20 protein-coding genes are annotated in these 26,971 nt (G+C 57.1%); 9 read left to right on the forward strand and 11 right to left on the reverse strand.

Translation table 11 applies throughout. The features are described 5' to 3' along the window. Positions 1 to 302 precede the first annotated feature (302 nt). From gsiD to iaaA, 5 genes are read right to left on the reverse strand one after another with little or no spacing between them, the layout of a single operon-like run. Complete coding sequence (gsiD, locus tag ACG0Z5_RS22410) at positions 303 to 1,214, reverse strand: glutathione ABC transporter permease GsiD (protein ID WP_394451305.1); 912 nt, start codon at positions 1,212 to 1,214, stop codon at positions 303 to 305. Then, positions 1,215 to 2,135, reverse strand: coding sequence for a glutathione ABC transporter permease GsiC (gene gsiC / locus ACG0Z5_RS22415; protein ID WP_394451306.1), 921 nt, complete (start codon positions 2,133 to 2,135; stop codon positions 1,215 to 1,217). Next, positions 2,135 to 3,673, reverse strand: coding sequence for a glutathione ABC transporter substrate-binding protein GsiB (gene gsiB, locus ACG0Z5_RS22420; protein ID WP_394451307.1), 1,539 nt, complete (start codon positions 3,671 to 3,673; stop codon positions 2,135 to 2,137). Before gsiB ends, gsiC begins: the two co-directional genes overlap by 1 nt. Before the next feature lie 19 nt (positions 3,674 to 3,692). Beyond that, positions 3,693 to 5,531, reverse strand: a complete 1,839-nt coding sequence (gene gsiA, locus ACG0Z5_RS22425) for a glutathione ABC transporter ATP-binding protein GsiA (RefSeq protein ID WP_394451321.1) — start codon at positions 5,529 to 5,531, stop codon at positions 3,693 to 3,695. 29 nt (positions 5,532 to 5,560) lie between these two features. Beyond that, complete coding sequence (iaaA, locus tag ACG0Z5_RS22430; RefSeq protein WP_394451308.1) at positions 5,561 to 6,499, reverse strand: beta-aspartyl-peptidase; 939 nt, start codon at positions 6,497 to 6,499, stop codon at positions 5,561 to 5,563. Between the two features lie 196 nt (positions 6,500 to 6,695). On the opposite strand from iaaA, the gene moeA reads away from it, so the two are divergent. Together moeA and moeB are read left to right on the forward strand one after the other, a co-directional pair. Beyond that, positions 6,696 to 7,931: a molybdopterin molybdotransferase MoeA gene (gene moeA, locus ACG0Z5_RS22435; protein WP_394451309.1), complete on the forward strand. Its 1,236-nt coding sequence runs from the start codon at positions 6,696 to 6,698 to the stop codon at positions 7,929 to 7,931. After that, on the forward strand, positions 7,931 to 8,704 hold the full coding sequence (gene moeB, locus ACG0Z5_RS22440) for a molybdopterin-synthase adenylyltransferase MoeB (protein ID WP_394451310.1): 774 nt from the start codon (positions 7,931 to 7,933) through the stop codon (positions 8,702 to 8,704). Before moeA ends, moeB begins: the two co-directional genes overlap by 1 nt. A gap of 53 nt (positions 8,705 to 8,757) precedes the next feature. Here the strand turns inward: moeB and fsa are convergent, their stop codons facing one another. Continuing rightward, positions 8,758 to 9,420, reverse strand: coding sequence for a fructose-6-phosphate aldolase (gene fsa / locus ACG0Z5_RS22445; protein ID WP_394451311.1), 663 nt, complete (start codon positions 9,418 to 9,420; stop codon positions 8,758 to 8,760). Positions 9,421 to 9,554: 134 nt separating this feature from the next. Between fsa and ACG0Z5_RS22450 the strand changes: the two genes are divergently transcribed. The 4 genes from ACG0Z5_RS22450 (at position 9,555) to ACG0Z5_RS22465 (ending at position 15,293) form a co-directional block, all read left to right on the forward strand. Continuing rightward, positions 9,555 to 10,454: a glycyl-radical enzyme activating protein gene (locus ACG0Z5_RS22450; protein WP_394451312.1), complete on the forward strand. Its 900-nt coding sequence runs from the start codon at positions 9,555 to 9,557 to the stop codon at positions 10,452 to 10,454. A 4-nt stretch (positions 10,455 to 10,458) separates the two neighbouring features. Beyond that, a complete protein-coding gene (locus ACG0Z5_RS22455; protein ID WP_394451313.1) occupies positions 10,459 to 12,891 on the forward strand; it encodes a formate C-acetyltransferase/glycerol dehydratase family glycyl radical enzyme in 2,433 nt (810 codons plus the stop codon). Positions 12,892 to 13,047: 156 nt separating this feature from the next. After that, complete coding sequence (locus ACG0Z5_RS22460) at positions 13,048 to 13,863, forward strand: Cof-type HAD-IIB family hydrolase (RefSeq protein WP_319629359.1); 816 nt, start codon at positions 13,048 to 13,050, stop codon at positions 13,861 to 13,863. Positions 13,864 to 14,027: 164 nt separating this feature from the next. Continuing rightward, a complete protein-coding gene (locus tag ACG0Z5_RS22465) occupies positions 14,028 to 15,293 on the forward strand; it encodes a DUF1479 domain-containing protein (protein WP_394451314.1) in 1,266 nt (421 codons plus the stop codon). Here ACG0Z5_RS22465 and ACG0Z5_RS22470 read toward each other — a convergent pair. Then, positions 15,290 to 16,411 (reverse strand): LacI family DNA-binding transcriptional regulator, encoded by a 1,122-nt coding sequence (locus tag ACG0Z5_RS22470; protein WP_394451322.1) that lies wholly within the window; start codon positions 16,409 to 16,411, stop codon positions 15,290 to 15,292. The genes ACG0Z5_RS22465 and ACG0Z5_RS22470 overlap by 4 nt on opposite strands. A 255-nt stretch (positions 16,412 to 16,666) precedes the next feature. Here ACG0Z5_RS22470 and ACG0Z5_RS22475 point away from each other — a divergent pair, with 255 nt between their 5' ends. Then, positions 16,667 to 17,968, forward strand: coding sequence for an MFS transporter (locus ACG0Z5_RS22475; RefSeq protein WP_394451315.1), 1,302 nt, complete (start codon positions 16,667 to 16,669; stop codon positions 17,966 to 17,968). An 18-nt stretch (positions 17,969 to 17,986) separates the two neighbouring features. After that, positions 17,987 to 20,353, forward strand: a complete 2,367-nt coding sequence (locus tag ACG0Z5_RS22480) for a TIM-barrel domain-containing protein (protein WP_394451316.1) — start codon at positions 17,987 to 17,989, stop codon at positions 20,351 to 20,353. 91 nt (positions 20,354 to 20,444) lie between these two features. Here the strand turns inward: ACG0Z5_RS22480 and ACG0Z5_RS22485 are convergent, their stop codons facing one another. Next, positions 20,445 to 22,040, reverse strand: a complete 1,596-nt coding sequence (locus ACG0Z5_RS22485; RefSeq protein ID WP_394451317.1) for an ABC-F family ATPase — start codon at positions 22,038 to 22,040, stop codon at positions 20,445 to 20,447. 232 nt (positions 22,041 to 22,272) lie between these two features. Here ACG0Z5_RS22485 and ldtB point away from each other — a divergent pair, with 232 nt between their 5' ends. Beyond that, positions 22,273 to 23,193 carry a L,D-transpeptidase gene (gene ldtB / locus ACG0Z5_RS22490; protein WP_394451318.1) on the forward strand — a complete coding sequence of 307 codons (921 nt, stop codon included), beginning with the start codon at positions 22,273 to 22,275 and terminating at the stop codon, positions 23,191 to 23,193. Positions 23,194 to 23,285: 92 nt separating this feature from the next. On the opposite strand, the gene ACG0Z5_RS22495 is transcribed toward ldtB, so the two are convergent. The 3 genes from ACG0Z5_RS22495 to ACG0Z5_RS22505 are packed head-to-tail and all read right to left on the reverse strand — an operon-like array spanning position 23,286 to position 26,766. After that, positions 23,286 to 23,999: a GntR family transcriptional regulator gene (locus tag ACG0Z5_RS22495; protein ID WP_319629365.1), complete on the reverse strand. Its 714-nt coding sequence runs from the start codon at positions 23,997 to 23,999 to the stop codon at positions 23,286 to 23,288. 14 nt (positions 24,000 to 24,013) lie between these two features. Next, complete coding sequence (locus ACG0Z5_RS22500; RefSeq protein ID WP_394451319.1) at positions 24,014 to 25,333, reverse strand: PTS sugar transporter subunit IIC; 1,320 nt, start codon at positions 25,331 to 25,333, stop codon at positions 24,014 to 24,016. A gap of 56 nt (positions 25,334 to 25,389) precedes the next feature. After that, positions 25,390 to 26,766 (reverse strand): glycoside hydrolase family 1 protein, encoded by a 1,377-nt coding sequence (locus ACG0Z5_RS22505; RefSeq protein WP_394451320.1) that lies wholly within the window; start codon positions 26,764 to 26,766, stop codon positions 25,390 to 25,392. Between the last annotated feature and the right edge of the window lie 205 nt (positions 26,767 to 26,971).

Genomic DNA, 26,971 nt, shown 5'->3' on the forward strand with positions numbered 1-26,971 from the left:
GAAGAGCCCGGCATTACCCGAGAGCCGTAAAAAAGAGGCCACAACGTTACCCGTTGCGGCCTTCTTCAAAAGCTTAACTGACAAGCATTACCCTAATGGAAGGGATTTTACCGAAAAAAACAGGAGGGATTAGGTCAAAAAAGCAGTGTATGCTGTTATAATCATTGCGAAAAAAGAATATTTCTCGGCGTAGTTGAAAATCAAATCCAAATCGATCCTTCACTTTACATAAAACTTTCGTATCCACGCCATTCGGCGTACAGGTCACGATTAGCGAAGACATCAGGGTAGCATTTTCTGGATTACCCTTTTATCTTCGGATCCAGCGCATCGCGCAGGCCATCGCCGAGCAAATTAAACGCTAACACCGTCAGAAATATCGCCAGCGCCGGGAACAGAGCCACATGCGGCGACATCACCATATCGGCCCTCGCCTCATTGAGCATTGCGCCCCACTCCGGGGTCGGCGGCTGCGCACCCAGCCCTAAAAACGACAGGCTGGCGGCGGAGATTATCGACACCCCAATCCGCATCGTGAAATAGACCACAATCGACGACACCGTGCCGGGCAGAATATGCCGGAACAGGATAGTGCTGTCGCTGGCCCCGATACTGCGGGACGATTCGATAAAGGTCTGCTGTTTGAGCACCAGCGTGTTGCCGCGAACCAGACGGGCAAAGGCGGGAACCGAGAAAATCGCCACCGCGATAATCACGTTTGCCATTCCGCTGCCCATCACCGCCACCACCGCAATGGCCAGCAGAATGCCGGGAAACGCAAACAGCACGTCACAGATACGCATGATAATGCGGTCCCACCAGCCTTCGTAATACCCCGCCAGTAGCCCGAGCACCGTCCCGACGACCGCGCCAATCAGCACCGCGAACACGCCCGCGGCGAGCGAAATCTGCGCTCCAACCAGCACTCGGCTGAAAATGTCACGCCCCAGAGAGTCGACCCCGAACCAGTGCATCATCGACGGGCCTTCGTTCAGCCGGTCGTAGTCGAAATAGTTTTCCGCATCAAATGGGGCTATCCAGGGGGCAATGATCGCCACCCCAATCAACAGCAGCACAAACAGCCCGGCGGTCATTGCCACCGGCTGTTTACGGAATTTACGCCAGAATTCATGCCACGGCGTGCGCACCTGCCCAGGAGAAATTCCGGGCAGCGCATTGATAACCGCCTGACGTCGCCAGTTTAACAGTCGCACTTATTTGTACCTGATTGCCGGGTTGATGGCGGCATACAGCACGTCCACCACCAGATTGATAAGAATGAACTCCAGCGAGAAGAGCAGAACTTCCGCCTGAATCACCGGGTAATCGCGCATCTCCACCGAATCCACCAGCAGGCGTCCAAGCCCCGGCCAGTTGAAGACTTTCTCTACCACTATCGAGCCGCCGAGCAGGAAACCAAACTGGAGTCCCATCATGGTGACCACCGGGATCATCGCATTGCGCAGGCCATGTTTAAGCACGACCCACTTTTCGCTGACCCCTTTGGCACGCGCGGTGCGCATGTAGTCTTCGTTAAGCACCTCAACGAACGAGGCGCGGGTGAAGCGCGCCATCACCGCCGCGACGGCAGCCCCGAGGGTGATCGACGGCAGAATGTAGTGCCGCCAGCTGTCAGCCCCAACGGTTGGCAGCCATCCCAACTGGACGGAAAAAACCTGCATCAGCAACATCCCCAACGCGAACGCCGGGAAAGAGATGCCGGTCACCGCAATGGCCATCCCGAGACGGTCCGGCCAGCGGTTGCGCCATACCGCAGCAGCCACGCCCATCGCCATGCCAAAAATGACCGCCCAGACCATGCTGCTCAGAGTCAGCCACAGGGTCGGCATAAAGCGGCTGGCAATCTCCTCCGACACCGGGCGACGCGACACCATTGAGATGCCGAAATCACCCTGCAAGACGTTGACAATGTAGTGCCCGAACTGCACGTACAGGGGTTGATCGAGGCCCAGCTGTTGGCGCACCATCGCCACCACCTGGGCGTCGGCTTCCGGCCCGGCAATCAATCGCGCCGGATCGCCGGGCAACAGATGCACGAACAAGAACACCAGCACCGCCACGATGAGCAGCGTCGGGATCAGGCCGAGCAGGCGTTTAATGACGTAATTAAACATTACTTCAGGTCGGCCTGATCAAAGCTAAACCCGGTATCCGGCATGATGTAGAACCCGGTCAGATTCTTGCTATGGGCGGATACCAGTTTTTCGACCACCAGTGGCACCCAAGGCGACTCTTTCCAGATGGTGTCCTGGGCGTCTTTGTACAGGCGTTCCTTCTCTTTCGGATCGTTGGTTTTCAACGCTTCGTTCAGGTCTTTATCGACCTGCGGATTGTTGTAGAACGCGGTGTTGAACAGGGTCGGCGGCCAGTTCTGCGAGGCGAACAGCGGCGACAACGCCCAGTCAGCTTCGCCGGTTGAAGCGGTCCATCCGGTGTAGAACATTCTCACCCCGCTCTCTTTCTGCCCTTTGGCTTCCACTTCGGACGCACGCTGCCCGGCATCCATCGCCGTGACCTGCGCCTTAATGCCCACCTGCGCCAGCTGCTGCTGGGTGAACTGCAGCACTTTCTGCGCGGTGCTGTGATTGTGCGACGACCATAGCGTGGTGCTGAAACCGTTCGGGAAACCCGCCTCTTTCAGCAATTCACGCGCTTTGGCCGGATCGTACGGCCACGGTTTGTAGGTTTGTGCCCAGGCAATCGACGGCGGCACCACCCCGGTCGCCGGGGTAGCGTATCCGGCAAAGGCCACTTTCACCAGCGCCTGACGGTTGATGGCGTAGTTAATCGCTTCGCGCACTTTCGGGTTATCGAACGGCTTTTGGGTGACGTTCATGCTGATATAGCGCTGCATGATTGACGGACTGGCCACCAGCTCCAGCTTGCTGTTTTTTGCCAGTAAAGGCGCTTGTTCGTAGGGGATCGGGAAGGCGAACTGCGCTTCGCCGGTTTGCAGCATTGCGGCGCGGGTATTGTTGTCGACCACTGGGCGCCAGGTGATGGAATCCAGCTTGGGCAGGCCCTGCTGCCAGTAACCCGCAAATTTCTTCACCTTCACAAAATCGGTCTGATTCCAGGTATCGAGCTGATACGGCCCGGTGCCGACCGGGTGGAAACCAATCTCTTTGCCGTATTTTTTCAGCGCGGCCGGGGAGATCATCGCCGTCGCCGGATGGGCCAGAATGTTGATGAACGCCGAGAACGGCTGTTTGAGGGTGATTTTCACCGTCTGTGCGTCAACCGCTTCGGTGCTGGCGATATTCTTATACAGGTTGTAGCGCTTGAGGTGATTGTCCGGATTGCTGGCGCGATCGAGGTTGGCCTTCACCGCCTCGGCGTTAAAGTCGGTGCCATCCTGGAACTTCACGCCGCTGCGTAATTTGAGGGTATACACCAGCCCGTCGTCCGACACGGTGTAGCTTTCTGCCAGCACGTTATGCATTTTCATGTCTTTATCCAGGCCGAACAGGCCCTGATAAAACGACTTTGCCACCGCCTGCGACAGCGTATCGTTGGCGTCATACGGGTCGAGCGTCGTGAAGTTCGAGCCGACGGCCACCACCACGTCCTTTGCCGCAAACGCAGGCGTCGCGGCGAGGGTAGAAACAACACCCAGCGCCAGCAGCCATTTACCTGAAATCTGTTGTGTCATGTTGTTGTTCTCCTGATTGTTATAAGTGCGACAGCGGGCTGGGGGTCTCATCCCGGGCCACAAAATGACCGGGGCTGACCTGCACCAACGGCACGTGGGCAATCTCTTCGCCCCGCCGATAAATATTGCCGGGCATTTCATCAGACAGCAGCACCCGCTGTGGCCGACGATGCGTCGGGTCGGCCACCGGCACCGCGGCTATCAGCTTGCGGGTGTACGGATGCTGAGGATTTTCAAACACGGCGCGGCGCGGCCCCATTTCGACGATCCGCCCGCGGTACATCACCGCCACGCGATGGCTGATGCGCTCGACCACCGCCATATCGTGGGAAATAAACAGATACGCGATACCCATTTCCCGCTGCAAATCGAGCAGCAGGTTAATGATTTGCGCCCGAATCGAGACGTCCAGCGCCGACACCGCCTCATCGGCAATGACCACTTTCGGGTTCAGCGCCAGCGCGCGGGCAATGCAGATCCGCTGGCGTTGTCCACCTGAAAATTCGTGCGGATAACGCCAGGCGTGTTCGGGCTGCAAGCCAACGCGTTCAAGCAGCCACGCCACCCGACGCTGCGCCTCGGCTTCCGGCATGATGTTATGCACGCGTAGCGGTTCCAGAATCGAATAGCCAACGGTTTGCCGCGGATCGAGTGAGGCCCACGGGTCCTGAAAAATAAACTGGATATTGCGGCGTAACGGCTGGAGCTGGCTATCGGGGAGGGTATCAATGCGCTGGCCGTTGAACACAATACTGCCGCTTTGCGATTCGACCAGCCGCAGCAGCGCGCGCCCGGTGGTCGATTTGCCGGAGCCGGATTCCCCCACCAGCGCCAGCGTTTCACCGGGCCACAGATCAAAACTGACTTTTTCCACCGCATGCACTTCACGGGTGACGCGATTGAGAATGCCGCTGCGCAGCGGGAAACGGGTGACCAAATCACGCACCTGCAATACTGGATCGCCAGGCACCACGGTGTCCTGTTCTTCCGGCACGGCAGTGGCGTTCAGCAATGGGAAACGGCGCGGGAGTGAGGTGCCCCGCATCGCGCCGAGGGTCGGCACGGCGGCCAGCAGCGCTTTAGTGTAGGGATGCTGGGGCGAGGCAAAAATCTGCTCCACGCTGCCGGTTTCCACCGCTTCGCCCTGATACATCACCAGCACACGGTCGGCGATATCCGCCACCACGCCCATGTCGTGAGTGATAAAAATCACCCCCATTTCCATCTCTTTTTGCAGGACGGCGATCAGTTGCAGGATTTGCGCCTGAATAGTGACGTCGAGGGCGGTGGTCGGCTCATCGGCAATCAGCACCGCCGGGCGGCACGAGAGCGCCATCGCAATCATCACCCGCTGGCGCATCCCGCCGGAAAGCTGATGCGGATAGCGGGCCAGCATGGTTTCCGCTTCCGGGATCCGCACCTGCTCTAACATCTTTTTCGCCGCTTTCAGCGCGTCAGCGTGCCCCAGACCCTGATGCAATCGGATCGATTCGGCAATCTGCTCCCCGACGGTAAACACTGGATTCAGGGAGGTCATCGGCTCCTGGAAAATCATCGCGATGTCCGCCCCGCGCACATGACGCATCTGCGAAGCACTCTGCGCGGTCACCTCAATCACCTCGCGATTACGCCGCCGCAGCAGGATGGATTCACTGTTGACCTCGCCTCCGGACTGTTCCAGCAGGCGCATCAGCGCCAGCGCAGTCACGGATTTTCCCGAACCGGATTCACCGACAATCGCCAGCGTCTCACCGCGTTTCAGGCCAAACGACAGATTTTTTACTGCCTCAACCGGGTGGCCTTCCTGGCGAAAGGAAATCGTTAAATCGCGTACCGCCAGTACCTCGCTGGCGTCGATGGCGTGGCTGCGTCCCGCCTCCCCTCCGCTCACCGGTAAATACCCACGGTCGAGGAGTCGCCCGCAAACGCATAGGCGCGGTACATGCCTTCGCTGTTAAACGGCAGCGCCACGTTGCCGTCGCAGTCGATGGCTATCAGCCCACCGCTGCCGCCGAGCGCCGGAAGTTTTTCCATCACCACTCGCTCGCAGGCATCCTGCAGGCTTAAGCCACTGTATTCCATTAGGGCTGAGATATCGTAGGCCGCCAGGGTGCGCATAAAGACTTCCCCAGTGCCGGTGCACGACACCGCCACGCTGGCGTTATTGGCGTAGCAACCTGCGCCGGGCAGCGGACTGTCGCCCACCCGGCCCGGCAGCTTGTTGGTCATCCCGCCGGTCGAGGTGGCGGCGGCAAGATTGCCCGCCAGGTCACGTGCTACGGCCCCGACGGTGCCCATTTTGCTGCGTTCATCGAGCGGGGCGGGACTGTGATCGAGCCGCGTTTCCCCCGCCTCCTGAGCCTGACGCAGTTGATGCAGGCGTTCCGGAGTGGAGAATAGCGAGTTGCTCACTTTTTCCATCCCGTTACCGACGGCAAATTTCTCTGCCCCTTCGCCAATCAGCAACACGTGCGGGCTGTGTTCCAGCACCTGACGTGCGGCAAGGATTGGGTTACGTAAATGCTTAACGCCGGCGACTGCGCCCACGTTAAGCGAGTTGCCGTCCATCACGCAGGCATCAAGTTCGTGCGTTTCGTCGGCGGTAAAGACGGAGCCTATCCCGGCATTAAACAGCGGGCACTCTTCCAGCAGGCGCACGGCCTCGGTGACCACGTCCAGCGCACTGGCCCCTTGCTCGAGCATTTTCTGGCCCGCTTCGACAATTGACGCCAGCGCCTGCACATATTCCTGTTCGCGGTCAGGCGTCATTGTGGCGCGGGAAATCGCCCCGGCCCCGCCATGAATGGCGATCACTGCATTACTCATTGCGCCCTTCCCTTCGGCTAGTCGGCTGTCGGCATGCTTTTTCTATAGATATCATTATTGTGCCGATTAATTTATATGATTTTTGAATATAGAAAGTGCCATCGGTGCTGTAAAGCTCTCCTGACCCCTGACGTACAGTCGTCGGCACTTTTCTGCCATAATGGGCGCAATAGACGAATTGTCGCAGGAGTAAACAATGGATTTTAACGCCGGACTGATGCCGCTCGACGTGGCACTGACCCAGATGCTCGACCGTATTTCCCCGCTGAGCGAAACCGAAACGCTGCCGCTGCTGCAGGCATTTGGCCGCATTACCGCCCGCGATGTGGTGTCGCCACTCGACGTGCCGGGCTTTGATAACTCGGCGATGGACGGTTATGCCGTGCGTCTGGCTGACCTTGCCCACGGGAAAGCTCTGCCGCTGGCCGGGAAAGCCTTTGCCGGTCAACCGTTTGACGGGGAATGGCCCGCCGGAACCTGCGTGCGCATCATGACCGGCGCCCCGGTGCCCCCAGGCTGCGACGCGGTAGTCATGCAGGAAGAAACCGAACAAACCGCTGACGGGGTGCGTTTTACCACCAGCGTCAGAGCAGGCCAGAATATCCGTCGCCGCGGGGAAGACATCACCGCGGGCAGCGCCGTGTTCCCACGCGGCACGCGCCTTACCGTTGCAGAGCTGCCGGTGCTGGCCTCGCTCGGCATCCCAACCGTGGAGGTGGTGCGCAAAGTGCGCGTGGCGGTGTTCTCCACCGGCGATGAACTGAAATTACCCGGCGAACCGCTGGCGGCTGGGCAGATCTACGACACTAACCGTCTGGCGGTGCATCTGATGCTGGAGCAGCTCGGCTGCGAGGTGATTAATCTCGGGATTATCCCGGACGATCAGGATCAACTGCGTGACGCGTTTCTGCGCGCCGACCAACAGGCCGACGTGGTCATTAGCTCCGGTGGCGTGTCGGTCGGGGAAGCCGATTACACCAAAACTATTCTCGATGAGCTGGGCGAAATCGCCTTCTGGAAACTGGCCATCAAACCCGGTAAACCCTTTGCCTTTGGCAAGCTGAGCCACAGCTGGTTCTGTGGCCTGCCTGGCAACCCGGTATCGGCGGCGCTGACGTTCTATCAGCTGGTGCAGCCGCTGCTGGCAAAACTGAGCGGCAATCCGGCCTCCAGCCTGCCGCCGCGCCTGCGTGTGCGCACGACCACTGGCCTGAAAAAATCGCCGGGGCGTCTCGATTTCCAGCGCGGTATTCTGACCCGCAATGAGGACGGGGAGTTAACCGTCGCCACCACCGGGCATCAGGGTTCACACGTGTTCAGCTCTTTCAGCCAGGGCAACTGCTTTATTGTACTCGAGCGCGATCGGGGCCATGTCGCGGCGGGCGAATGGGTTGATGTCGAACCGTTCAACGCCCTGTTCGGAGGGCTGTGATGAGCGTGGAACTGAGTGATGCGGAGATGCTGCGTTACAACCGGCAAATCGTGTTGCGCGGTTTCGATTTTGACGGTCAGGAAAAACTGAAAGCCTCGCGGATACTGGTCGTCGGGCTAGGCGGTTTAGGCTGCGCGGCGGCGCAATATCTGGCAGCCGCCGGGATCGGGCAGATGACGCTGCTCGATTTCGACACCGTCTCGCTGTCGAACCTTCAGCGCCAGACGCTGCACAGCGATGCGACTATCGGCCAGCCAAAAGTGGAGTCTGCCCGTGACGCGCTGGCGCGCATTAATCCGCACGTTCAGTTCCAGTGTATCAACGCCCAGCTGGATGACGCTGAGCTTTTAGCGCAAATTGCCGCCCACGATGTGGTCCTCGACTGTACCGACAATGTGCAAATCCGTAATCAGCTCAACGCCGGGTGTTTTCAGCATAAAAAACCGCTGGTTTCCGGGGCGGCGATCCGTATGGAAGGCCAAATCAGCGTGTTCACCTATCAGGATGGCGAGCCCTGCTATCGCTGCCTGAGCCGCCTGTTTGGGGAAAACGCCCTTACCTGCGTGGAAGCCGGGGTGATGGCACCGCTGGTTGGGGTGATAGGTTCGTTGCAGGCAATGGAAACCCTTAAGCTACTGGCCGCTTATGGCACGCCCGTCGCGGGGAAAATTGTGATGTATGACGCAATGACCTGCCAGTTCCGCGAAATGAAACTGATGCAGTTTGCCGGGTGTGAAGTGTGCGGAGGTAAAAGTAAAACGGCAATCGTTTGATTGCCGTTTTAGGCCCGGTCAGCGTAGCGCCACCGGGGATCAGGCCGCACAGGTCAGATAGTCGTGCGTCCAAACGCACCCATCCAGTCCTGTTCGAACTTATCGATAGCCGCATCAACCGCCGGGGAAGCGATAAACTGCTGCGCGACGTCCAGCGGCAGCGTAATCGACTGACAGCCCACCAGCAGACAATCCAGCGCCTGACGCGGGGTTTTGAAGCTCGCGGCCAGCACCTTAGACGCAGGCGCATGCAGCTCCAGCAACTGCTGTAACTCTTCCACGCTGCGAATGCCGCTGCCGCCCTGGGCATCAATACGGTTCACGTAAGGCGCAACGTATTCCGCCCCCGCCAGTGCCGCGAGCAGACCCTGCGCCGCGCCGTATACCGCGGTGCCAAGCGTGGGGATGCCTTCGATTTTCAGCATTTTTATTGCCGCCAGCCCTTCTGCCGTTACCGGCACTTTCACCACGACATCAGGAATAATGGCGCGCAGTTTACGCGCATCGCTCACCATCCCTTCAGCGGTATTCGCCATCACCTGCGCGAATAAACGGCCCTGGCCACCCAGCGCGTCGTGCAGTTCCGGTAACAGCGTTTCGAGCGGTTTTTTACCTGCGGCCACGATGCTTGGGTTGGTGGTCACACCCGCCAGCGGGAAGATGCGGGCCAGTTTTTTCACCGCAGCGACATCGGACGTATCGAGATAGAGTTCCATAACGGTTCCTTAAATTGTGAGATTCTGCATGCTTTAAGACTACCACGCTGCAACCTCTCTTTTTGTTGACGCATGTCAAAATCACTTTCATTCGAAAGTTATTTAATCTTTATACGAAAGCAAAGAGGTGAATTATGATTTTCAACATTCAGCGCTATTCCACCCACGATGGCCCCGGCATCCGCACCGTTGTCTTTATGAAAGGCTGCTCACTGGGCTGCCGCTGGTGCCAGAATCCGGAAAGCCGCGCCCGCACGCAGGATCTCCTGTTCGATGCCCGCCAGTGTCTTGACGGGTGCGAACTTTGCCAGCAGGCGGTCCCCGGGGTTATCGAGCACGCGCTGAATGGCCTGGTTATCCATCGTGAAAAACTCGAGCAGTCGCATCTCGATGCGCTGACCGATTGCTGCCCGACGCAGGCGCTGACCGTTTGCGGCGAAATGAAAAGCGTCGACGAGATTATGGCAACGGTCCTGCGCGATAAACCTTTTTACGATCGCAGCGGCGGCGGGCTGACCCTCTCCGGCGGCGAGCCCTTTATGAACCCGGAACTGGCACTTGAACTGCTGAAAAACAGTCACGAACAGGGCATTCATACCGCGGTGGAAACCTGCCTGCACGTGCCATGGCGCTACCTTGAGCCGGCCCTGCCGTATATCGATTTGTTCCTCGCTGATTTGAAGCACGTCGACCCGCAGAAATTTTTGCAATGGACCGACGGCTCAGCCAAACGGGTGATGGATAACCTGAAACGGCTGGCGGCGGCAGGCAAAAAAATGACCATCCGCGTGCCGCTGATCCAGGATTTCAACGCCGATGAAGCCTCCATCGAGGCGATTACCGACTTTGCCGCCAACGAATTACAGGTGAGCGACATTCACTTTTTACCTTATCACACGCTCGGCATGAACAAATATAGCCTGCTTGGCGTGCCCTATTCTGCCCCAGATAAGCCGCTCGATGCCCCGGAACTGCTGGACTTTGCCCAGCAAATCGCCCGGGAAAAAGGGCTGACTGCGACCCTACGAGGATAATACGATGACTACCCTGAAACTCGACCAACTGACCGACCGCATTCAGGCGCACAAAAATGCGCTGGTTCACATTGTGAAGCCCCCGGTCTGCACCGAGCGCGCCCAGCATTACACCACCCTTTATCAGAACAATATGGATAAGCCGATCCCGGTTCGCCGCGCGCTGGCGCTGGCGCATCATCTGGCGGAACGCACCATCTGGATCAAACACGACGAGCTGATTATCGGCAACCAGGCAAGCGAAGTCCGCGCCGCGCCGATTTTCCCGGAATACACCGTCAGCTGGATTGAAAAAGAGATTGATGATCTCGCCGATCGTCCGGGCGCAGGCTTTGCGGTTAGCGAAGAAAACAAACGCGTCTTGCATGAAATCTGCCCGTGGTGGAACGGCCAGACCGTGCAGGATCGCTGCTACGGCATGTTCACCGATGAACAAAAAGCACTGCTGGCGACCGGCATTATTAAAGCCGAAGGCAACATGACCTCCGGAGATGCGCACCTGGCGGTAAACTTCCCGCTGCTGCTGGAAAAAGGCCTTGATGGCCTGCGTGAAAAAGTCGCCGAGCGCCGCAGCCGCATTAACCTCACGGTGCTGGAAGACCTGCACGGCGATCAGTTCCTGAAAGGAATTGATATTGTGCTGGAAGCCGTTAGCCTGCACATCAAACGCTTCGCCGAACTGGCGCGCAAAATGGCGGGGGAAGAGAGCCGCGAATCCCGTCGCGACGAACTGCTGGCGATGGCCGAAAACTGCGACGTTATCGCCCACGAGCCGCCAAAAACCTTCTGGCAGGCGTTACAGCTGTGCTACTTCATTCAGCTTATCCTGCAGATTGAGTCCAACGGTCACTCGGTGTCGTTCGGTCGCATGGACCAGTATCTGTATCCGTTCTACCGTCGTGACGTGGAGCTGAACGCCACGTTGCAACGTGAGCAGGCGATTGAACTGCTGCACAGCTGCTGGCTGAAGCTGCTGGAAGTGAACAAAATCCGCTCCGGGTCGCACTCTAAAGCCTCCGCAGGTAGCCCGCTGTACCAGAACGTCACCATCGGCGGCCAGAAGCTGGTCAACGACGAGGCGATGGACGCGGTCAACCCGCTCTCTTACGTGATTCTGGAATCCTGCGGGCGTCTGCGCTCCACGCAGCCCAACCTCAGCGTGCGTTATCACGCAGGGATGAGCAACGACTTCCTCGACGCCTGCGTGCAGGTGATCCGCTGTGGCTTCGGGATGCCCGCCTTCAATAACGACGAAATCGTTATCCCGGAGTTCATCAAGCTCGGCGTAGAAAAGCAGGACGCCTATGATTACGCCGCCATCGGTTGTATCGAAACCGCTGTCGGCGGCAAATGGGGCTATCGCTGCACCGGCATGAGTTTCATCAACTTCGCCCGCGTGATGCTGGCGGCAATGGAAGGTGGCCGCGATGCCACCAGCGGGGAAGTGTTCCTCCCGCAGACCAAAGCGCTGTCGCAGGGCAATTTCGGTGCATTCGACGAGGTGATGGCGGCATGGGATACGCAGATTCGCTACTACACCCGCAAATCGATTGAAATCGAATACGTGGTCGACACCATGCTGGAAGAAAACGTGCCCGATATCCTGTGCTCGGCGCTGGTGGATGACTGTATCGAACGGGCCAAAAGCATCAAACAGGGTGGCGCGAAATACGACTGGGTGTCTGGCCTGCAGGTCGGGATCGCCAACCTCGGCAACAGCCTGGCAGCGGTCAAAAAACTGGTATTTGAACAGGGGGCGATTGGGCAGCAACAGCTGGCCGCCGCGCTGGCCGACGATTTTGAAGGCCTGACCCACGAACAGCTGCGTCAGCGTCTGATTAACGGGGCGCCGAAGTATGGCAACGACGACGATACCGTCGATGCGTTATTGGTTCGCGCTTACCAGACCTATATCGACGAGCTGAAGCAGTATCACAACCCGCGTCACGGTCGGGGACCAATCGGTGGCGATTACTATGCGGGCACCTCGTCCATCTCCGCCAACGTGCCGTTTGGGGCCGCGACCATGGCGACCCCGGACGGACGTAAAGCGCATACTCCGCTGGCGGAAGGTGCCAGCCCGGCGTCCGGTACTGACCACCTCGGCCCGACCGCGGTTATTGGTTCGGTGGGTAAATTGCCTACGGCAGCGATCCTCGGCGGGGTGCTACTGAACCAGAAGCTGAACCCGGCCACGCTCGATAATGACAGCGACCGCCAGAAGCTGATGGTGCTGCTGCGTACCTTCTTCGAGGTGCACAAAGGCTGGCATATTCAGTACAACATCGTGTCGCGCGAAACGCTGCTGGAAGCCAAGAAACACCCGGACCAGTATCGTGACCTGGTTGTGCGTGTGGCAGGTTACTCGGCGTTCTTCACCGCCCTGTCACCGGATGCGCAGGACGATATTATTGCGCGAACCGAGCACACGCTGTAAGGCGATAAATGCCCGGCGGCGCGTGGCTAACCTGGCCTACGGAATCGATTTTGTAGGCCTGGCAAGCCACGCGCCGCCGGGCAAAAAGAGTTTGTGGTTCTCGTCACATTGTACTTAGAATGTTGCTGGTCGCAGTAATATTCAGGAGCTCAATGTATGACCGTTAAAGTTATCGTCACAGATATGGACGGAACTTTTCTTAATGATGCCAAGCAGTACTCTCGTGAACGCTTTTTGGCGCAGTTCCAGCAGCTACAGCAGCGCGGCATTGAGTTCGTCGTTGCCAGCGGTAATCAGTATTACCAGCTCATTTCCTTCTTCCCTGAAATCCGCGATCGAATTTCCTTCGTTGCCGAAAACGGTGCGCTGGTGTACCAGCACGGCCAGGAATTGTTCCACGGCGAACTGACCCGGCATGAATCCCAGGTAGTTATCGGTGAACTGCTGAAAGACCCGCAGCTCAACTTTGTCGCCTGCGGCCTGGAAAGCGCCTACGTCAGTGATAAAGCGCCGGAAGCGTTCGTCCAACTGATGTCGAAACACTACCATCGCCTGAAACCAATTGCTGATTATCAGCAGATTGACGACAAGATTTTCAAGTTCTCGCTGAACCTGCCAGACAGTGAAATCCCGCAGTTGATTGATGCGCTGCACGTCTCGCTCGATGGGATCATGAAGCCCGTGACCAGCGGTTTCGGCTTCGTCGATTTGATTATCCCCGGCCTGCATAAAGCCAATGGTATCAGCCGCCTGCTGAAAAACTGGCAGCTTTCGCCGCAGGAATGTGTCGGCATCGGCGACAGCGGCAACGACGCCGAAATGCTGAAACTGGTGAAATACTCCTTCGCCATGGCCAACGCCGCCGACAGCATCAAAGCCATCGCCCGCTATCAGACCGATGACAACAACCACGACGGCGCACTGAATGTCATTCAGGCCGTGCTGGACAACGCCTCCCCGTTCGACGCCTGATACTCCACCGGAGCACCCCGCTCCGGTCTTTCCCTTACCCCACTGAATCAACTTTCCCGGATTGTGGATCGCATCAAGTTTTTTAACTTGCATTAACCTATTTTTAACTTAAAGTATCATTTGTAAGTTAAATCACTTTCGAATGAAAGAATGAGAGGTCAATCATGGCGCATTCCTTTACCCATTCAGCCCTGCCCGCCGACCACCCAGCGGCCATCCGTGAAATGAAAAAAGCGCTGCGTGCACAAATAGGTGACGTGCAGGCCGTTTTCGACCGGTTGACGGCGCATATCGAAGCCCGGGTGGCAGAGATTGATGCCCTGAAAGCCAGCGGCAAACCGGTGTGGCCCGTGGTGGCATACGACGATATCGCCCGCGGCAATGTGACCGAGGCCCAACGTGCGCAGATCAAACGTCGCGGCTGCGCGGTGATCAAAGGCCATTTCCCGCGTGAAACGGCGCTGGGCTGGGATCGCTCAATGCTTGATTATCTCGACCGCAATCATTTTGATGAGGTGTACAAAGGCCCGGGGGATAACTTCTTCGGCACCCTGACCGCGTCGCGACCTGAGATCTACCCGATCTACTGGTCGCAGGCGCAAATGCAGGCCCGCCAGAGTCATGAGATGGCCTCGGTGCAGTCATTCCTGAACCGGCTGTGGCGCTTTGAAAGCGAAGGCAAACAGTGGTTTGACCCGGACGTCAGCGTGATTTACCCCGACCGTATTCGTCGTCGTCCGCCGGGCACCACTTCGAAAGGTCTTGGCGCGCATACCGATTCCGGGGCGCTGGAGCGCTGGCTGCTCCCCGCCTACCAGCAGGTGTTCGCCAATGTGTTCAACGGTGATTTTACCCATTTCGATCCGTGGGATGCGGCGCACCGTACCGACGTCGAGGAGTACACCGTTGCGAAAACCACCAAATGTTCGGTGTTCCGCACTTTCCAGGGCTGGACGGCGCTGTCAGAGATGATCCCGGATCAGGGGTTGCTGCATGTGGTGCCAGTCCCGGAAGCGATGGCCTATATACTGCTGCGTCCGCTGCTGGACGATGTACCGGAAGACGAACTCTGCGGCGTGGCACCGGGCCGTGTGCTGCCGATTTCCGAACAGTGGCACCCGCTGCTGATCAAAGCCCTGACCTCGATTCCGGCGCTGGAGCCGGGTGACTCGGTGTGGTGGCACTGTGACGTTATCCACTCCGTCGCGCCGGTGACCGACCAGCAGGGCTGGGGCAACGTGATGTATATCCCGGCGGCGCCAATGTGCGCCAAAAACCTCGCCTACGCGCAGAAAGTGAAAGTCGCACTGGAGAACGGCGCGTCGCCAGGCGACTTCCCGCCGGAAGATTATGAAGCCCGTTGGGAAGACCGCTTCACCCTCGCCGACCTGAACATTCACGGTAAACGTGCGCTGGGGATGGACGTTTAATCGTCGTACAACCCTTCTCGTTCTACGGCGGTACGTCGCGTTCCTGGGCGTATCCGCCGCACCGATTCCCGCACCACCAGCGTGCCGTGCAGCAGCAGTGACCCGCCCGGCGCTTCCGGGCGAATCAGGCGCTGTTGCAGCATCTGTACCGCTTCGGTGCCCAGCTCATCTCGCGGCACATGGACAGCCGTCAGCGGTACGTCCTGAATGGCCGCCAGGTTAAAGCCATCGATGCTCATGACCGACACATCCTGTGGCACCCGCAGCCCGCGCTGTTGCAACGCTTTGATGGTACCCGCCGCCATGAAATCTCCCCCGACCAAAAACGCCGTCGGCAGGGGCTTTTCTCCTTGTGCATCCAGCCACCCGCCGACTTTTTCTTCTGTTTCTTTGGCGCTAAAGCTCGGGACGGTAATCAAATCACGCGCATCCTGAAAACGCAGGTTGCCATTCTTCCACGCCTCACGAATGCCCATCAGGCGCAGATCCATGGTGTAGCGGCGCAGACACATCACGTTGACCACCGCCCGATGGCCCATGTCGAACAGATAGCGGGCGGCAAACTGGCCGATCAGCCGGTGATCGGGGGCGATCGACGGCAATCGCATCCGTTCGTCGCGGCAGTTAATCAACACGCACGGTTTAGCAAAATCAGCCGCCAGGTCATGAATGTGCGGATCGTCTATCCCGAGCAAAATGGCCGCCTGGGTTTCGCCTTCATTCATCCGGGCCATAAACAGGTTGGCGTCACTGTCGTTTTCTTCCAGGGCGCAGTAACGCAGCCGCACCTCATGGGACGACAGCGCTTTGTTGATGCTCTGAATGACGCGGTAATAAAAGATGTCGGACCGCTCGTCAAACGCACGCTGCGGGGCAAACACAATCAGGCTATTGAGCAGCATTCTTCCGGCGGCCATACCGTCCATCACGCCCAGCTCGCGGGCGCAGGTCAGCACCCGTTCACGCGCCTTTTCACTGGTATTGGCTTTGCCCGCCAGCACACGGGAAACGGTGCTGGCCGACAGCCCGGTCCGCGTCGCGATTTCGGCAATTTTCAGCTTTTTATCCAATTTGTGATCTACCTCCACTTTGCAAATGAAAGAATTTTCACGAGCTATTTCCCCGCTGTTCAAGGGGGTAAAATTAATTAAAAGGGAGTATACCGCTGGCTCATGAAAAAACTTGCACAAAATGCACTGTTACGGCTGATTTTTGTGCCCTACCCTTAATTGGCCTGACAACTTCCATACTAGTTATCCGGAAGCTTACTAAAAGAAAACCATTAGGTTTCAATAAAATATAAAAACCGGTATGACAACTCGCGCCTTGCGAGCGTCATCTTCCCCCCTACAAACCGTCTTGTGGAGATTTCTATGAGCCAAGGTGTTAATAACGAGCTGACGGTCAGCAAAACGCGCCGCGTGGTGAAAAACCTGCGCTGGTGGGTGCTGGTCCTTTTCCTTCTGGGCGTGACCGTTAACTACATTACACGTAACTCTCTGGGCATCCTTGCCCCGGAGCTGAAAACTGAACTCGGCATTACCACGGAACAATATTCCTGGATTGTCGGTGCCTTCCAGATTGCCTACACCATTTTCCAGCCTCTCTGCGGCTGGCTGATTGATGTTATCGGCCTCAAGCTCGGGTTTATGATCTGCGCCTGCTTGTGGGCTGTGGCCTGTATCGCCCATGCCGGGGCCGGGAGCTGGTTGCACATCGCCCTGCTGCGCTTTGGTATGGGGGCATCGGAAGCGGCGGCAACGCCAGCCAACGCCAAAACCATCGGCGAGTGGTTCCCGAAATCGGAGCGCCCTGTCGCCGCCGGTTGGGCGGGTGTGGGCTTCTCCATCGGCGCGATGCTGGCCCCGCCTATCATCTATTTCGCCCACGCCTCCTTCGGCTGGCAGGGTGCCTTTATGTTTACCGGTTTCCTGGCGCTGATTTGGGTGGTGCTGTGGTGGCTGTTCTATCACAACCCGGAACAGCACCCGAACCTGAGCAAGGAAGAGTTGGCCTACATCCAGCAGGATAACGAACCGCCAGCGGTGAAACTGCCGTTCCTCAAAGCCCTGAGCAATATCAGTAAAAACAAACGCTTCTACGGGATTGCCATTCCAGCCTTTATGGCGGAACCGGCCTGGGCGGTGATGAGTTTCTGGGTACCGCTGTATCTGGCCAAAACCTACGGCATGGATTTGAAACAGATTGCGCTGTTTGCCTGGCTGCCGTTTCTGGCCGCCGACCTCGGTAGCGTTGCCAGCGGTTATTTGACCAAACTGTACGTGCGCTTCTTCGGCTTCACCCGCGTGAATGCGGTCGTCGCCTCATCGGTGTCCGGCGCGTTCCTGATGCTCTCCCTGGCAATGATGGCCTTCACCAGCAACCCGTACGTGGCGATTGCCCTGATCTCCATCGGTGGCTTCGGTCACCAGATAATCTCCTGCATGCTGAGCGCGCTGGTGGTGGAGTCGTTCGACCGGGGCCAGATGGCCACCGTCAACGGGATGCGTGGCTCCGCGGCGTGGATCGCGAGCTTCATCTTCTCTCTGATTATCGGGGTGACCGCCGACAAGATTGGCTTCAACCCACTGTTTATCGCCATGGGCTTCTTTGACCTGATTGGCGCTGTATTCCTGATTGCCTTTATTGCTGAACGTCGCGCCAAGCGCGCCTGATAACAGGTTTGATTATTTATGAAAACGCTTAAACACTGGACCTTCGAAAAACAATCCGCGCATCACGTCGAACTGACCGTCGATGGCCAGCACACGCTGTGCCTGTACATGCTGGAAGAAAACCTGTTCCGCGTGCTGCTCAAACGTCAGGGCAAGCTGGCGCTCGACAAAACCTGGAGCATTGCCCCCGACCAGGATGTGCCGTGGGAAGGCCGCTCGCGCGATGACGTGTCCGGTTTCGGTCTGCCCGCCTGGACGCTGGAGAAGCAGGACGACCAGCTGACCATCAGCACGTCGCAGCTGCGCGTTACCGTCCACCAGCCGCTGTGGCTGGAATGGCATTACCGTAACGACGGAGGCGACTGGCAGTACCTGACCGGCGACCGTCCGACCAGTGCTTATCTGGTGAATGCGCACGGCGACGGCGTGGCCCACTATCTGAAGCGGCAGAAAGACGAACGCTTCTATGGCCTCGGCGAAAAAGCAGGCGATTTGCAGCGTACCGGGAAGCGTTTCGAAATGCGTAACCTCGATGCGATGGGCTATAACGCCGCCAGCACCGACCCGCTGTACAAGCATATTCCGTTCACCATTACCCGCCGCGAAGACGTGAGCGTCGGCCTGTTCTATGACAACCTGAGCAGCAGCTGGCTTGATTTGGGTAACGAACTCGACAACTACCACACCGCCTATCGCCGCTGGCAGGCCGAAGCGGGTGATATCGACTACTATCTGTTCACCGGCAAACGGGTGCTGGATATCACCAAATCCTTCGTGCGCCTGACCGGGAAAACGCTGTTTGGCCCGAAATGGAGCCTCGGCTACAGCGGCTCGACCATGCATTACACCGATGCCCCGGACGCGCAAAACCAGCTGATGAACTTTATCCGCCTGTGCGACGAGCACGCGATCCCCTGCGATTCGTTCCAGCTCTCGTCGGGCTATACCTCGATCAACGGCAAGCGCTACGTATTCAACTGGAACTACGACAAGGTGCCGCAGCCAAAAGTCATGAGTCAGGCCTTCCACGACGCGGGCCTGAAGCTGGCGGCGAATATCAAGCCATGCCTGTTGCAGGATCATCCGCGTTATAACGAAGTGGCGGAGAAAGGCTTGTTCGTGCGCGATTCAGAAGCTGACGCGCCAGAGCGTTCTGTGTTCTGGGATGACGAAGGCTCGCACCTCGACTTCACCAACCCGGCGACCGTCGACTGGTGGCAGGAAGGCGTCACCACCCAGCTGCTGGAAATGGGCATCGATTCGACCTGGAACGACAATAACGAATACGAAGTATGGGACGGCGAAGCCCGCTGCCACGGCTTCGGTCAGGAAATCGCGATCAAGCATGTGCGTCCGGTGATGCCGCTGCTGATGATGCGCGCCTCGATGGAAGCGCAACAGCGCTTTGCCCCGGAAAAACGTCCGTACCTGATCTCCCGTTCCGGCTGCGCCGGGATGCAGCGCTATGTGCAGACCTGGAGCGGCGATAACCGCACCAACTGGCAGACGCTGCGCTACAACACTCGCATGGGCGTAGGCATGAGCCTTTCCGGCCTGTTTAACGTCGGCCACGATGTGGGCGGTTTCTCCGGCGATAAGCCTGACGCCGAACTGTTTGTGCGCTGGGTACAAAACGGCGTAATGCATCCGCGCTTTACTATCCACTCGTGGAATGACGATCACACCGTCAACGAGCCGTGGATGTACCCGGGCGTCACCCCGGCTATCCGCGGTGCGGTGGAGCTGCGCTATCGTCTGCTGCCCTATCTCTACACTCTGCTGTGGCAGGCACACGCCGACGACGAGCCGATGCTGCGCCCAACCTTCCTCGATCACGAGCATGACGCGCAGACCTTTGAAGAGTGCGATGACTTTATGCTCGGGCGCGATCTGCTGGTGGCAAGCGTAGTGGAGCAGGGTCAGCGTCAACGCCCGGTTTGGCTGCCCGCCAACGAAACCGGCTGGTATGATTTCTATACCGGGGAGTGGTTCTCCGGCGGGCAGTGGATCACCGTCGATGCCCCGCTGGAAAAACTGCCGCTGCTGGTACGCGCCGGGGCAGGACTGCCGCTGAGCGACAGGATCAAGCACGTCAGTGCGGCTGCCGATGACAGCCGTGAACTGAAGCTGTTCCCGCTGAAAGGCGTGGGATCTGAGCGCGGCATGCTGTTTGAAGATGACGGCGAAACCTGGGGTTACAAAGACGGGAACGCCCTGTGGCTGGACTGGGAAATGGCCTGTTCCGGCAGCACCATCAACCTGACCTTCAACCCGCACGGCGATTACCGCCCGGCATGGAGCACGCTGAAGGTAACCTTACCGGCAGGTGAGAAACGCCAGCTGTTGATTAACGGTGAAGCGGCGAGCGAGTGGCCGTTGAACTGATAGCGCTCTGCCCTTCCCGGCTGGGAGGGGCAAAAAAAACGCCACGACGGTCATACCGCGTGGCGTTTTTTTATGATGGAACCGCAGACATTTAGCCGTCGATACCTTTGCTGCGCAGGTAATCTTCGTAGTTGCCGCTGAAGTCGATCACGCGCTCTGGCGTCAACTCAATCACTCGCGTCGCCAGAGACGATACGAATTCACGGTCGTGGGAAACGAAGATCAGGGTGCCCTGATACATTTCCAGCGCCATGTTCAGCGATTCGATAGATTCCATATCCAGGTGGTTGGTTGGTTCATCCATCACCAGAATGTTCGGTTTTTCCATCATCAGCTTACCGAACAGCATGCGTTCTTTCTCACCACCGGAGAGCACTTTCGCCGGTTTTTTGATGTCGTCCTGGCTGAACAGCAGACGTCCGAGGAAGCTACGTACCACCTGCTCGTCATCGCCTTCTTGCTTCCACTGGCTCATCCACTCAAACACGGTGAGATCGTTTTCGAATTCGTATTCGTGATCCTGAGCGTAGTAACCAATTTTGGCGTTTTCAGACCACTTCACGCTGCCGCTATCCGGGGTTAAATCCCCAACCAGGGTTTTCAACAGGGTCGATTTACCGATGCCGTTGGTCCCGAGGATCGCCAGCTTCTCGCCGACTTCTAACAGCAGGTTGACGTCTTTAAACAGCGGGCCGTTATCAAAGCCTTTAGTCAGTTTTTCAACTTCCAGAGCGTTACGGAACAGTTTCTTGTCCTGCTCGAAACGAATGAACGGGTTCTGACGGCTGGAGGCTTTCACTTCGTCCAGCTTGATTTTGTCAATCTGACGGGCACGCGAGGTGGCCTGACGAGATTTAGAGGCGTTGGCACTAAAGCGGCTCACGAAGGATTGCAGGTCAGCAATCTGCGCTTTTTTCTTGGCGTTATCGGCCAGCAGACGTTCACGCGCCTGAGTCGCCGCGGTCATGTAGTCGTCATAGTTGCCCGGATAAACACGCAGCTCGCCGTAGTCCAGATCGGCCATATGGGTGCAGACCATGTTCAGGAAGTGACGGTCGTGCGAGATGATGATCATGGTGCTGTTGCGCTCGTTAAGCACGCTTTCCAGCCAGCGAATGGTGTCGATGTCCAGGTTGTTCGTCGGTTCATCGAGCAGCAGAATATCAGGATTGGCGAACAGGGCCTGCGCCAGCAAGACACGCAGCTTCCAGCCCGGTGCGACTTCGCTCATTGGGCCGTAATGCTGTTCCAGCGGAATACCCACGCCGAGCAGCAGTTCACCGGCGCGCGATTCCGCAGAATAGCCGTCCATTTCACCGTAGGTCACTTCGAGGTCGGCAACTTTATAGCCGTCCTCTTCGCTCATTTCCGCGAGGCCGTAGATGCGGTCGCGTTCCTGTTTCACTTCCCACAGTTCGGCGTGGCCCATGATAACGGTATCGAGCACCGAGAACTCTTCGAAGGCGAACTGGTCCTGGCGCAACTTACCGATACGTTCGTTCGGGTCGAGCGAAACGTTGCCGAGGGTCGGCTCTAAGTCGCCCCCCAAAATTTTCATAAAGGTGGATTTTCCGCTTCCGTTGGCGCCAATCAGGCCGTAACGGTTGCCGCCGCCAAATTTCACGGAGATGTTTTCGAATAGCGGCTTACTGCCGAACTGCATGGTGACGTTGCTGGTAACTAACACGGGCGTATCCTAAAAAGATGTGACAAACGGCCTATTTTGGCACAATTAGGAATAAAAATCGCCTTGCACGTGCATCAACCTGGCTGCCAGGATGCTATCAGTGGGTGAAAAATATGTGGTATCGTCCACATCTGATTTCCTTGTGGCGCAGAATACACCTATAATGCGCTCCCATTACGGGTTCCAATTCTCCAACAACTGCTGCCTGCGTGGCACCGATACTTCGCATAAAATGAAAATGAAAATATCTACGCTTTTCGCGGCAGCACTTGCCGTTATGGGCTTTTGCAATACTGCATCGGCTGTTACCTATCCTCTGCCAACTGACGGTAGCCGTCTGATTGGTCAGAACCAGGTCGTCACCATCCCTGAAGGAAACACGCAGCCGCTCGAGTACTTCGCTGCGCAGTATCAGATGGGCTTATCCAACATGACCGAAGCTAACCCGGGCGTGGACGTTTACCTGCCGAAAGGCGGTACCGTGCTGAACATCCCGCAGCAGCTGATCCTGCCTGACACCGTACATGAAGGCATCGTTATCAACAGCGCCGAAATGCGTCTGTATTACTACCCGGCGGGCACCAACACCGTTATCGTGTTGCCAATCGGTATCGGCCAGTTGGGTAAAGATACCCCTATCAACTGGACCACTAAAGTTGAGCGTAAGAAAGCCGGTCCAACCTGGACGCCAACGGCCAAAATGCATGCGGAATACGTTGCCGCCGGTAACCCACTGCCAGCCGTCGTTCCGGCGGGCCCGGATAACCCGATGGGTCTGTATGCCCTGTATATCGGTCGTCTGTACGCTATCCACGGCACCAACGCAAACTTCGGTATCGGCCTGCGTGTAAGCCACGGCTGTGTGCGTCTGCGTAACGAGGACATCAAGTTCCTGTTCCAGAACGTGCCAGTAGGCACCCGCGTGCAGTTCATTGATGAGCCAGTGAAAGCGACCACTGAGCCAGACGGCAGCCGCTATATTGAAGTACACAACCCGCTGTCCACCACTGATGCGCAGTTCAACGGCGGTGAAATCGTGCCGATTACGCTGAACAAAGCTGTGCAGGCCGTTACCGGTCAGGCAGATGTGGACACCAACGTGGTCGATCAGGCCGTGCAGAACCGTTCCGGGATGCCAGTTCGTTTGAACTGATAGCTGAGCATAGCTGAACGCTGAATACGAAAAAGGCGGGTTCTGAGGAATCCGCCTTTTTTATTGTCGCATTTTTGTCGCAACGAAAAATATTAGCCGTTATTGACGATAACAATACCGCCGTGATCGTAGCGATAATGGCAGTGGGCATACTCCAGCGGTGTGCCGTCTTCCAGATAAATCACCTGTTCGACTTCCAGCACCGGGTCGCCTGCTTCGCACACCAAATGCTGCAACTCCAGCTCGCCGGGTTTGATGGCCCGCACCACGCGATACGACCCCATAATCTTCAGCCCCAGGGTTTCGACATACTGAAACACTGAGCTTTCCAGATGACCTTTATTGAGACCGGGCACCAGATTGACCGGCATGACGGTCGAGTCCAGTGACATCGGTTCGCCGTTCAACAGCCGCAGGCGAACGAAATCGTACACCGGCGCATCGGCATTGATCAGCAATGAAGCCTGCTCTTTTTCGTTGGGAAAACGTAGCTCAAACCGCACTACCTGGCTGCTGACCGTGCCCAGGTGCTCCCAGGTTTTGGTCGCTCCGAAGTAATCGCTGCCGGGTAAATCCCACTGGGAAAGCTGGAGGAAATTCTTGCGCACAAAGGTGCCCTGCCCCTGACGCGTATAAATCAACCCTTCAACAATCAGCTGGCGAATCGCCTGCTGAATGGTCATCCGGCTGGTCTGAAACTCCGCCGCCAGCGCAAACTGGTCGGGCAACGGCGAGCTGGCGGGATACCGCTGACTGATGATTCGCTTCTTAATTTCCCGCGCGATAGTGAGGTATTTCGCCGCCATTGCCCGTTCCTTAGTTATTCGTTTATCCCATTGTTTCTTAAGGCCACCCGCTCAGAAATCTTGAGGAAAGGCAGGTAGAAGAATACACCAAAGACGATGATTATCAACTGAACCACCACCGCCCTCCAGTCCCCGGCGGTAGCCAGCCAGGCGCTGAGGACCGGCGGGGTTGTCCAGGGGATCATCACCACACAGCGCGACATCAATCCCAGCGTAGTACACATCCAGGCAAAGAAGATGCCCATCGCGGGGAGCAGCACGAACGGGATCATCAGCGGCACGTTGAACACAATTGGCAGGCCGAAAATCACCGGCTCATTGATGTTAAACAGCCCCGGGGTGATGGCCAGACGCGCCACCTGTTTTGATGCTTTCTGCCGCGAGAACAGGAAGATAGCAATCAGCAGGGAGAGAGTGCTGCCGGTGCCGCCAACCATACCAAAGGTCGGCACAAAGATATTGTTGATGATGTGCGGGATAGGCTGCCCTGCGGCATACGCCAGCATGTTCTCGTTGGTATTAATCAGCAGGAACGGTTCCAGCACCACGCTGTTGACCACCGACTGATGGATCCCCAGCGTAAACAGGAAGTTGCCAAAGCTATAGATAAAAATCGTGCCCGGCAGGCTGGTGTTGATCAGCCGGAGCGGCTGCTGAATCAGGGTGGTGATCAAGTGGATCAGATCGGTGTGCAGCAGGTTGTTGAGCAATGCCGCGAACACCGCAAACAGCGACAGCGTAATGATCGTCGGCAGCAGTGAGGAAAAGGACTGACTCACCGCAGGCGGCACGTTTTCACCAAGGTTAATCTCGAGGCGTTTGAACTGCGCGATGCGGATAAAAATCTCCGTCGACAGCAGACCGATAATCACCCCGGCGAAAATCCCGGTAGAACCAATGTTTGCGAAGGTCAGGATGGAGGTCAGACTCACCGCCACCTTCCCGCCGACCGGCACCATATCGACCTGCATCGGCATCATAATAATGAAGCTACACAGGGCGATGACGACGGCCGAAACCGGGTTACCGAAGTTTTTGTTACGCGCCAACGACCACGCGATCATCGGCGCTATCAGCAGTGCCGCGATATTCAGTGTGCCGTTGATAATCGCCTCCCCCCAGACTTTGAAGCGCACCAGCGTATCGCCTTCAAAAATCCAGGGGAACACCACGTTGTTCACCAGTACAGCTAGACCTGCCAGAATGAAAATCGGCATGACACCGGCAAACGCGTCGCGCAGCGAACGCAGGTGAACCTGGTTCGCGATTCGCGCCGAAAACTCCACAAAGCGATCGGTAAAAGACTGCATACTGGATGTAACGTTATCAGACATGTGCAGAACCCTTTTTTGACTCACTCGTATCCCAGAATCGACCTGGCACCTGTGCCTTACATCTCTTCGCCGTTACTGTGGATCGCCTGTTTCAACCATGCGTAGCTTTTCTTCGGCACGCGTTTCAAGTCTTTCAGATCGTGGTTTTCGCGATTGACGTACACCACGCCGTAGCGTTTGCGCATATCGCCCTGCGAGCTGAGAATGTCGATCAGTCCCCACCCGAGGTAGCCAATCACCTCTGCACCATCCTCAAAAATTGCCTCTTTCATGGCGTTGATATGGTCGCGGTGGTAGGCGATGCGGTAGTCATCGGCGATCATGTTTTCGCCGTCCCAGGACTCGATCACCCCAATCCCGTTTTCAATCGGGAACACCGGCAGACGCCAGTCGTTGTAGTAGCGGGTGATGATGGTGCGGAAACCCAGCGGATCGATCTGCCAGTTCCACTCGGTAGCTTCCAGGTAAGGGTTATTTTTGTCGCCGTATTGCAGATAGTAATTTACCGCGCAGCCCTCTGGGATCGGGTCGCTGTCAAGCGTGCGGCTGGCATAATAACTGAACGCCATGTAGTCATTTTTGTTTTGCGCTATCAGCGCCAAATCGTCTTCACGATAGATATCGTCGAAACCTTCACGCTTCACGACCGCCATCACTTCCGGGCTGTAGCCCTCACCCGCATACACGCGCAGCAGGTTTTGATTGAGGAATTCATCAAACTGCTGAGCGCAGAAAATATCACGGGGTTTGCAGGTCGCCGGATAAATCAGCTGATGTGCCAGCATACCGCCCATCAGCTTGCCCGGTTTGGTCTGATGCAGATACTGCGTCAGTTGCACGTGTGCCACCATGGTGTGATGCTGCACTTCATACAGCTCGCGCAGCGTTTCGTCCCCGCGCATGTAGCCCGAAATACGGAACGCAATCGGCATGTGGAAAATATTTTGCTCGTTGAAGGTCAGCCAGTACTTCACCTTGTCGCCATAGCAGTCGATCATCTTTTTGCCGTAGCGGACGAACGCGTCCATCACCCGGCGGTCATTGAAGCCGTTGTACTCTTCGGCCAGCGCCAGCGGCATGTCGAAGTGGTACAGGCAGATCATCGGCTCAATGCCGCGGGCAATCAGCGCATCGATAAAGCGATGATAAAAGTCGATACCTTCCTGGTTAAACGCGCCATCACCGGTAGGGCAGATACGGCTCCACGAAATCTGGAAGCGGTAACAGTTCATGCCCAAATCCTGCATCAAATCAAAGTCTTCTTCATAACGATGGTAGGAATCCGTGGCCACTTTCCAGTCGGACGCAAATTCGCTCGGCTCGCGAATGTCATACACCGATTTGCCTTTTCCGCCCTCGTTCCATGCGCCTTCGGTCTGCATACTGGATACCGAGTTACCCCACAAAAAATCCTTCGGCAGTTTGTTCATCATTGCTCTCCGTCTATATGACTAGTCATTTAAATTTCATGACTAGTCATATAGAACGAAATGACAAATCAGGCAAAAGGGTTGTGCCGTTTTTGTGAGCAGTTTCGAAAAGAAGGCAAATAAATATCCTCCGGCATAGCCGGAGGTTTTTCATGTGCGCCTATAAGGCTCTGTTACCAGCCGCGCCCTAGCAGGCGCATCGCGATCT

Source organism: Scandinavium sp. M-37, from assembly GCF_043558715.1.
In the GTDB taxonomy this organism is placed as follows: Bacteria; Pseudomonadota; Gammaproteobacteria; order Enterobacterales; family Enterobacteriaceae; genus Scandinavium; species Scandinavium vulneris_A.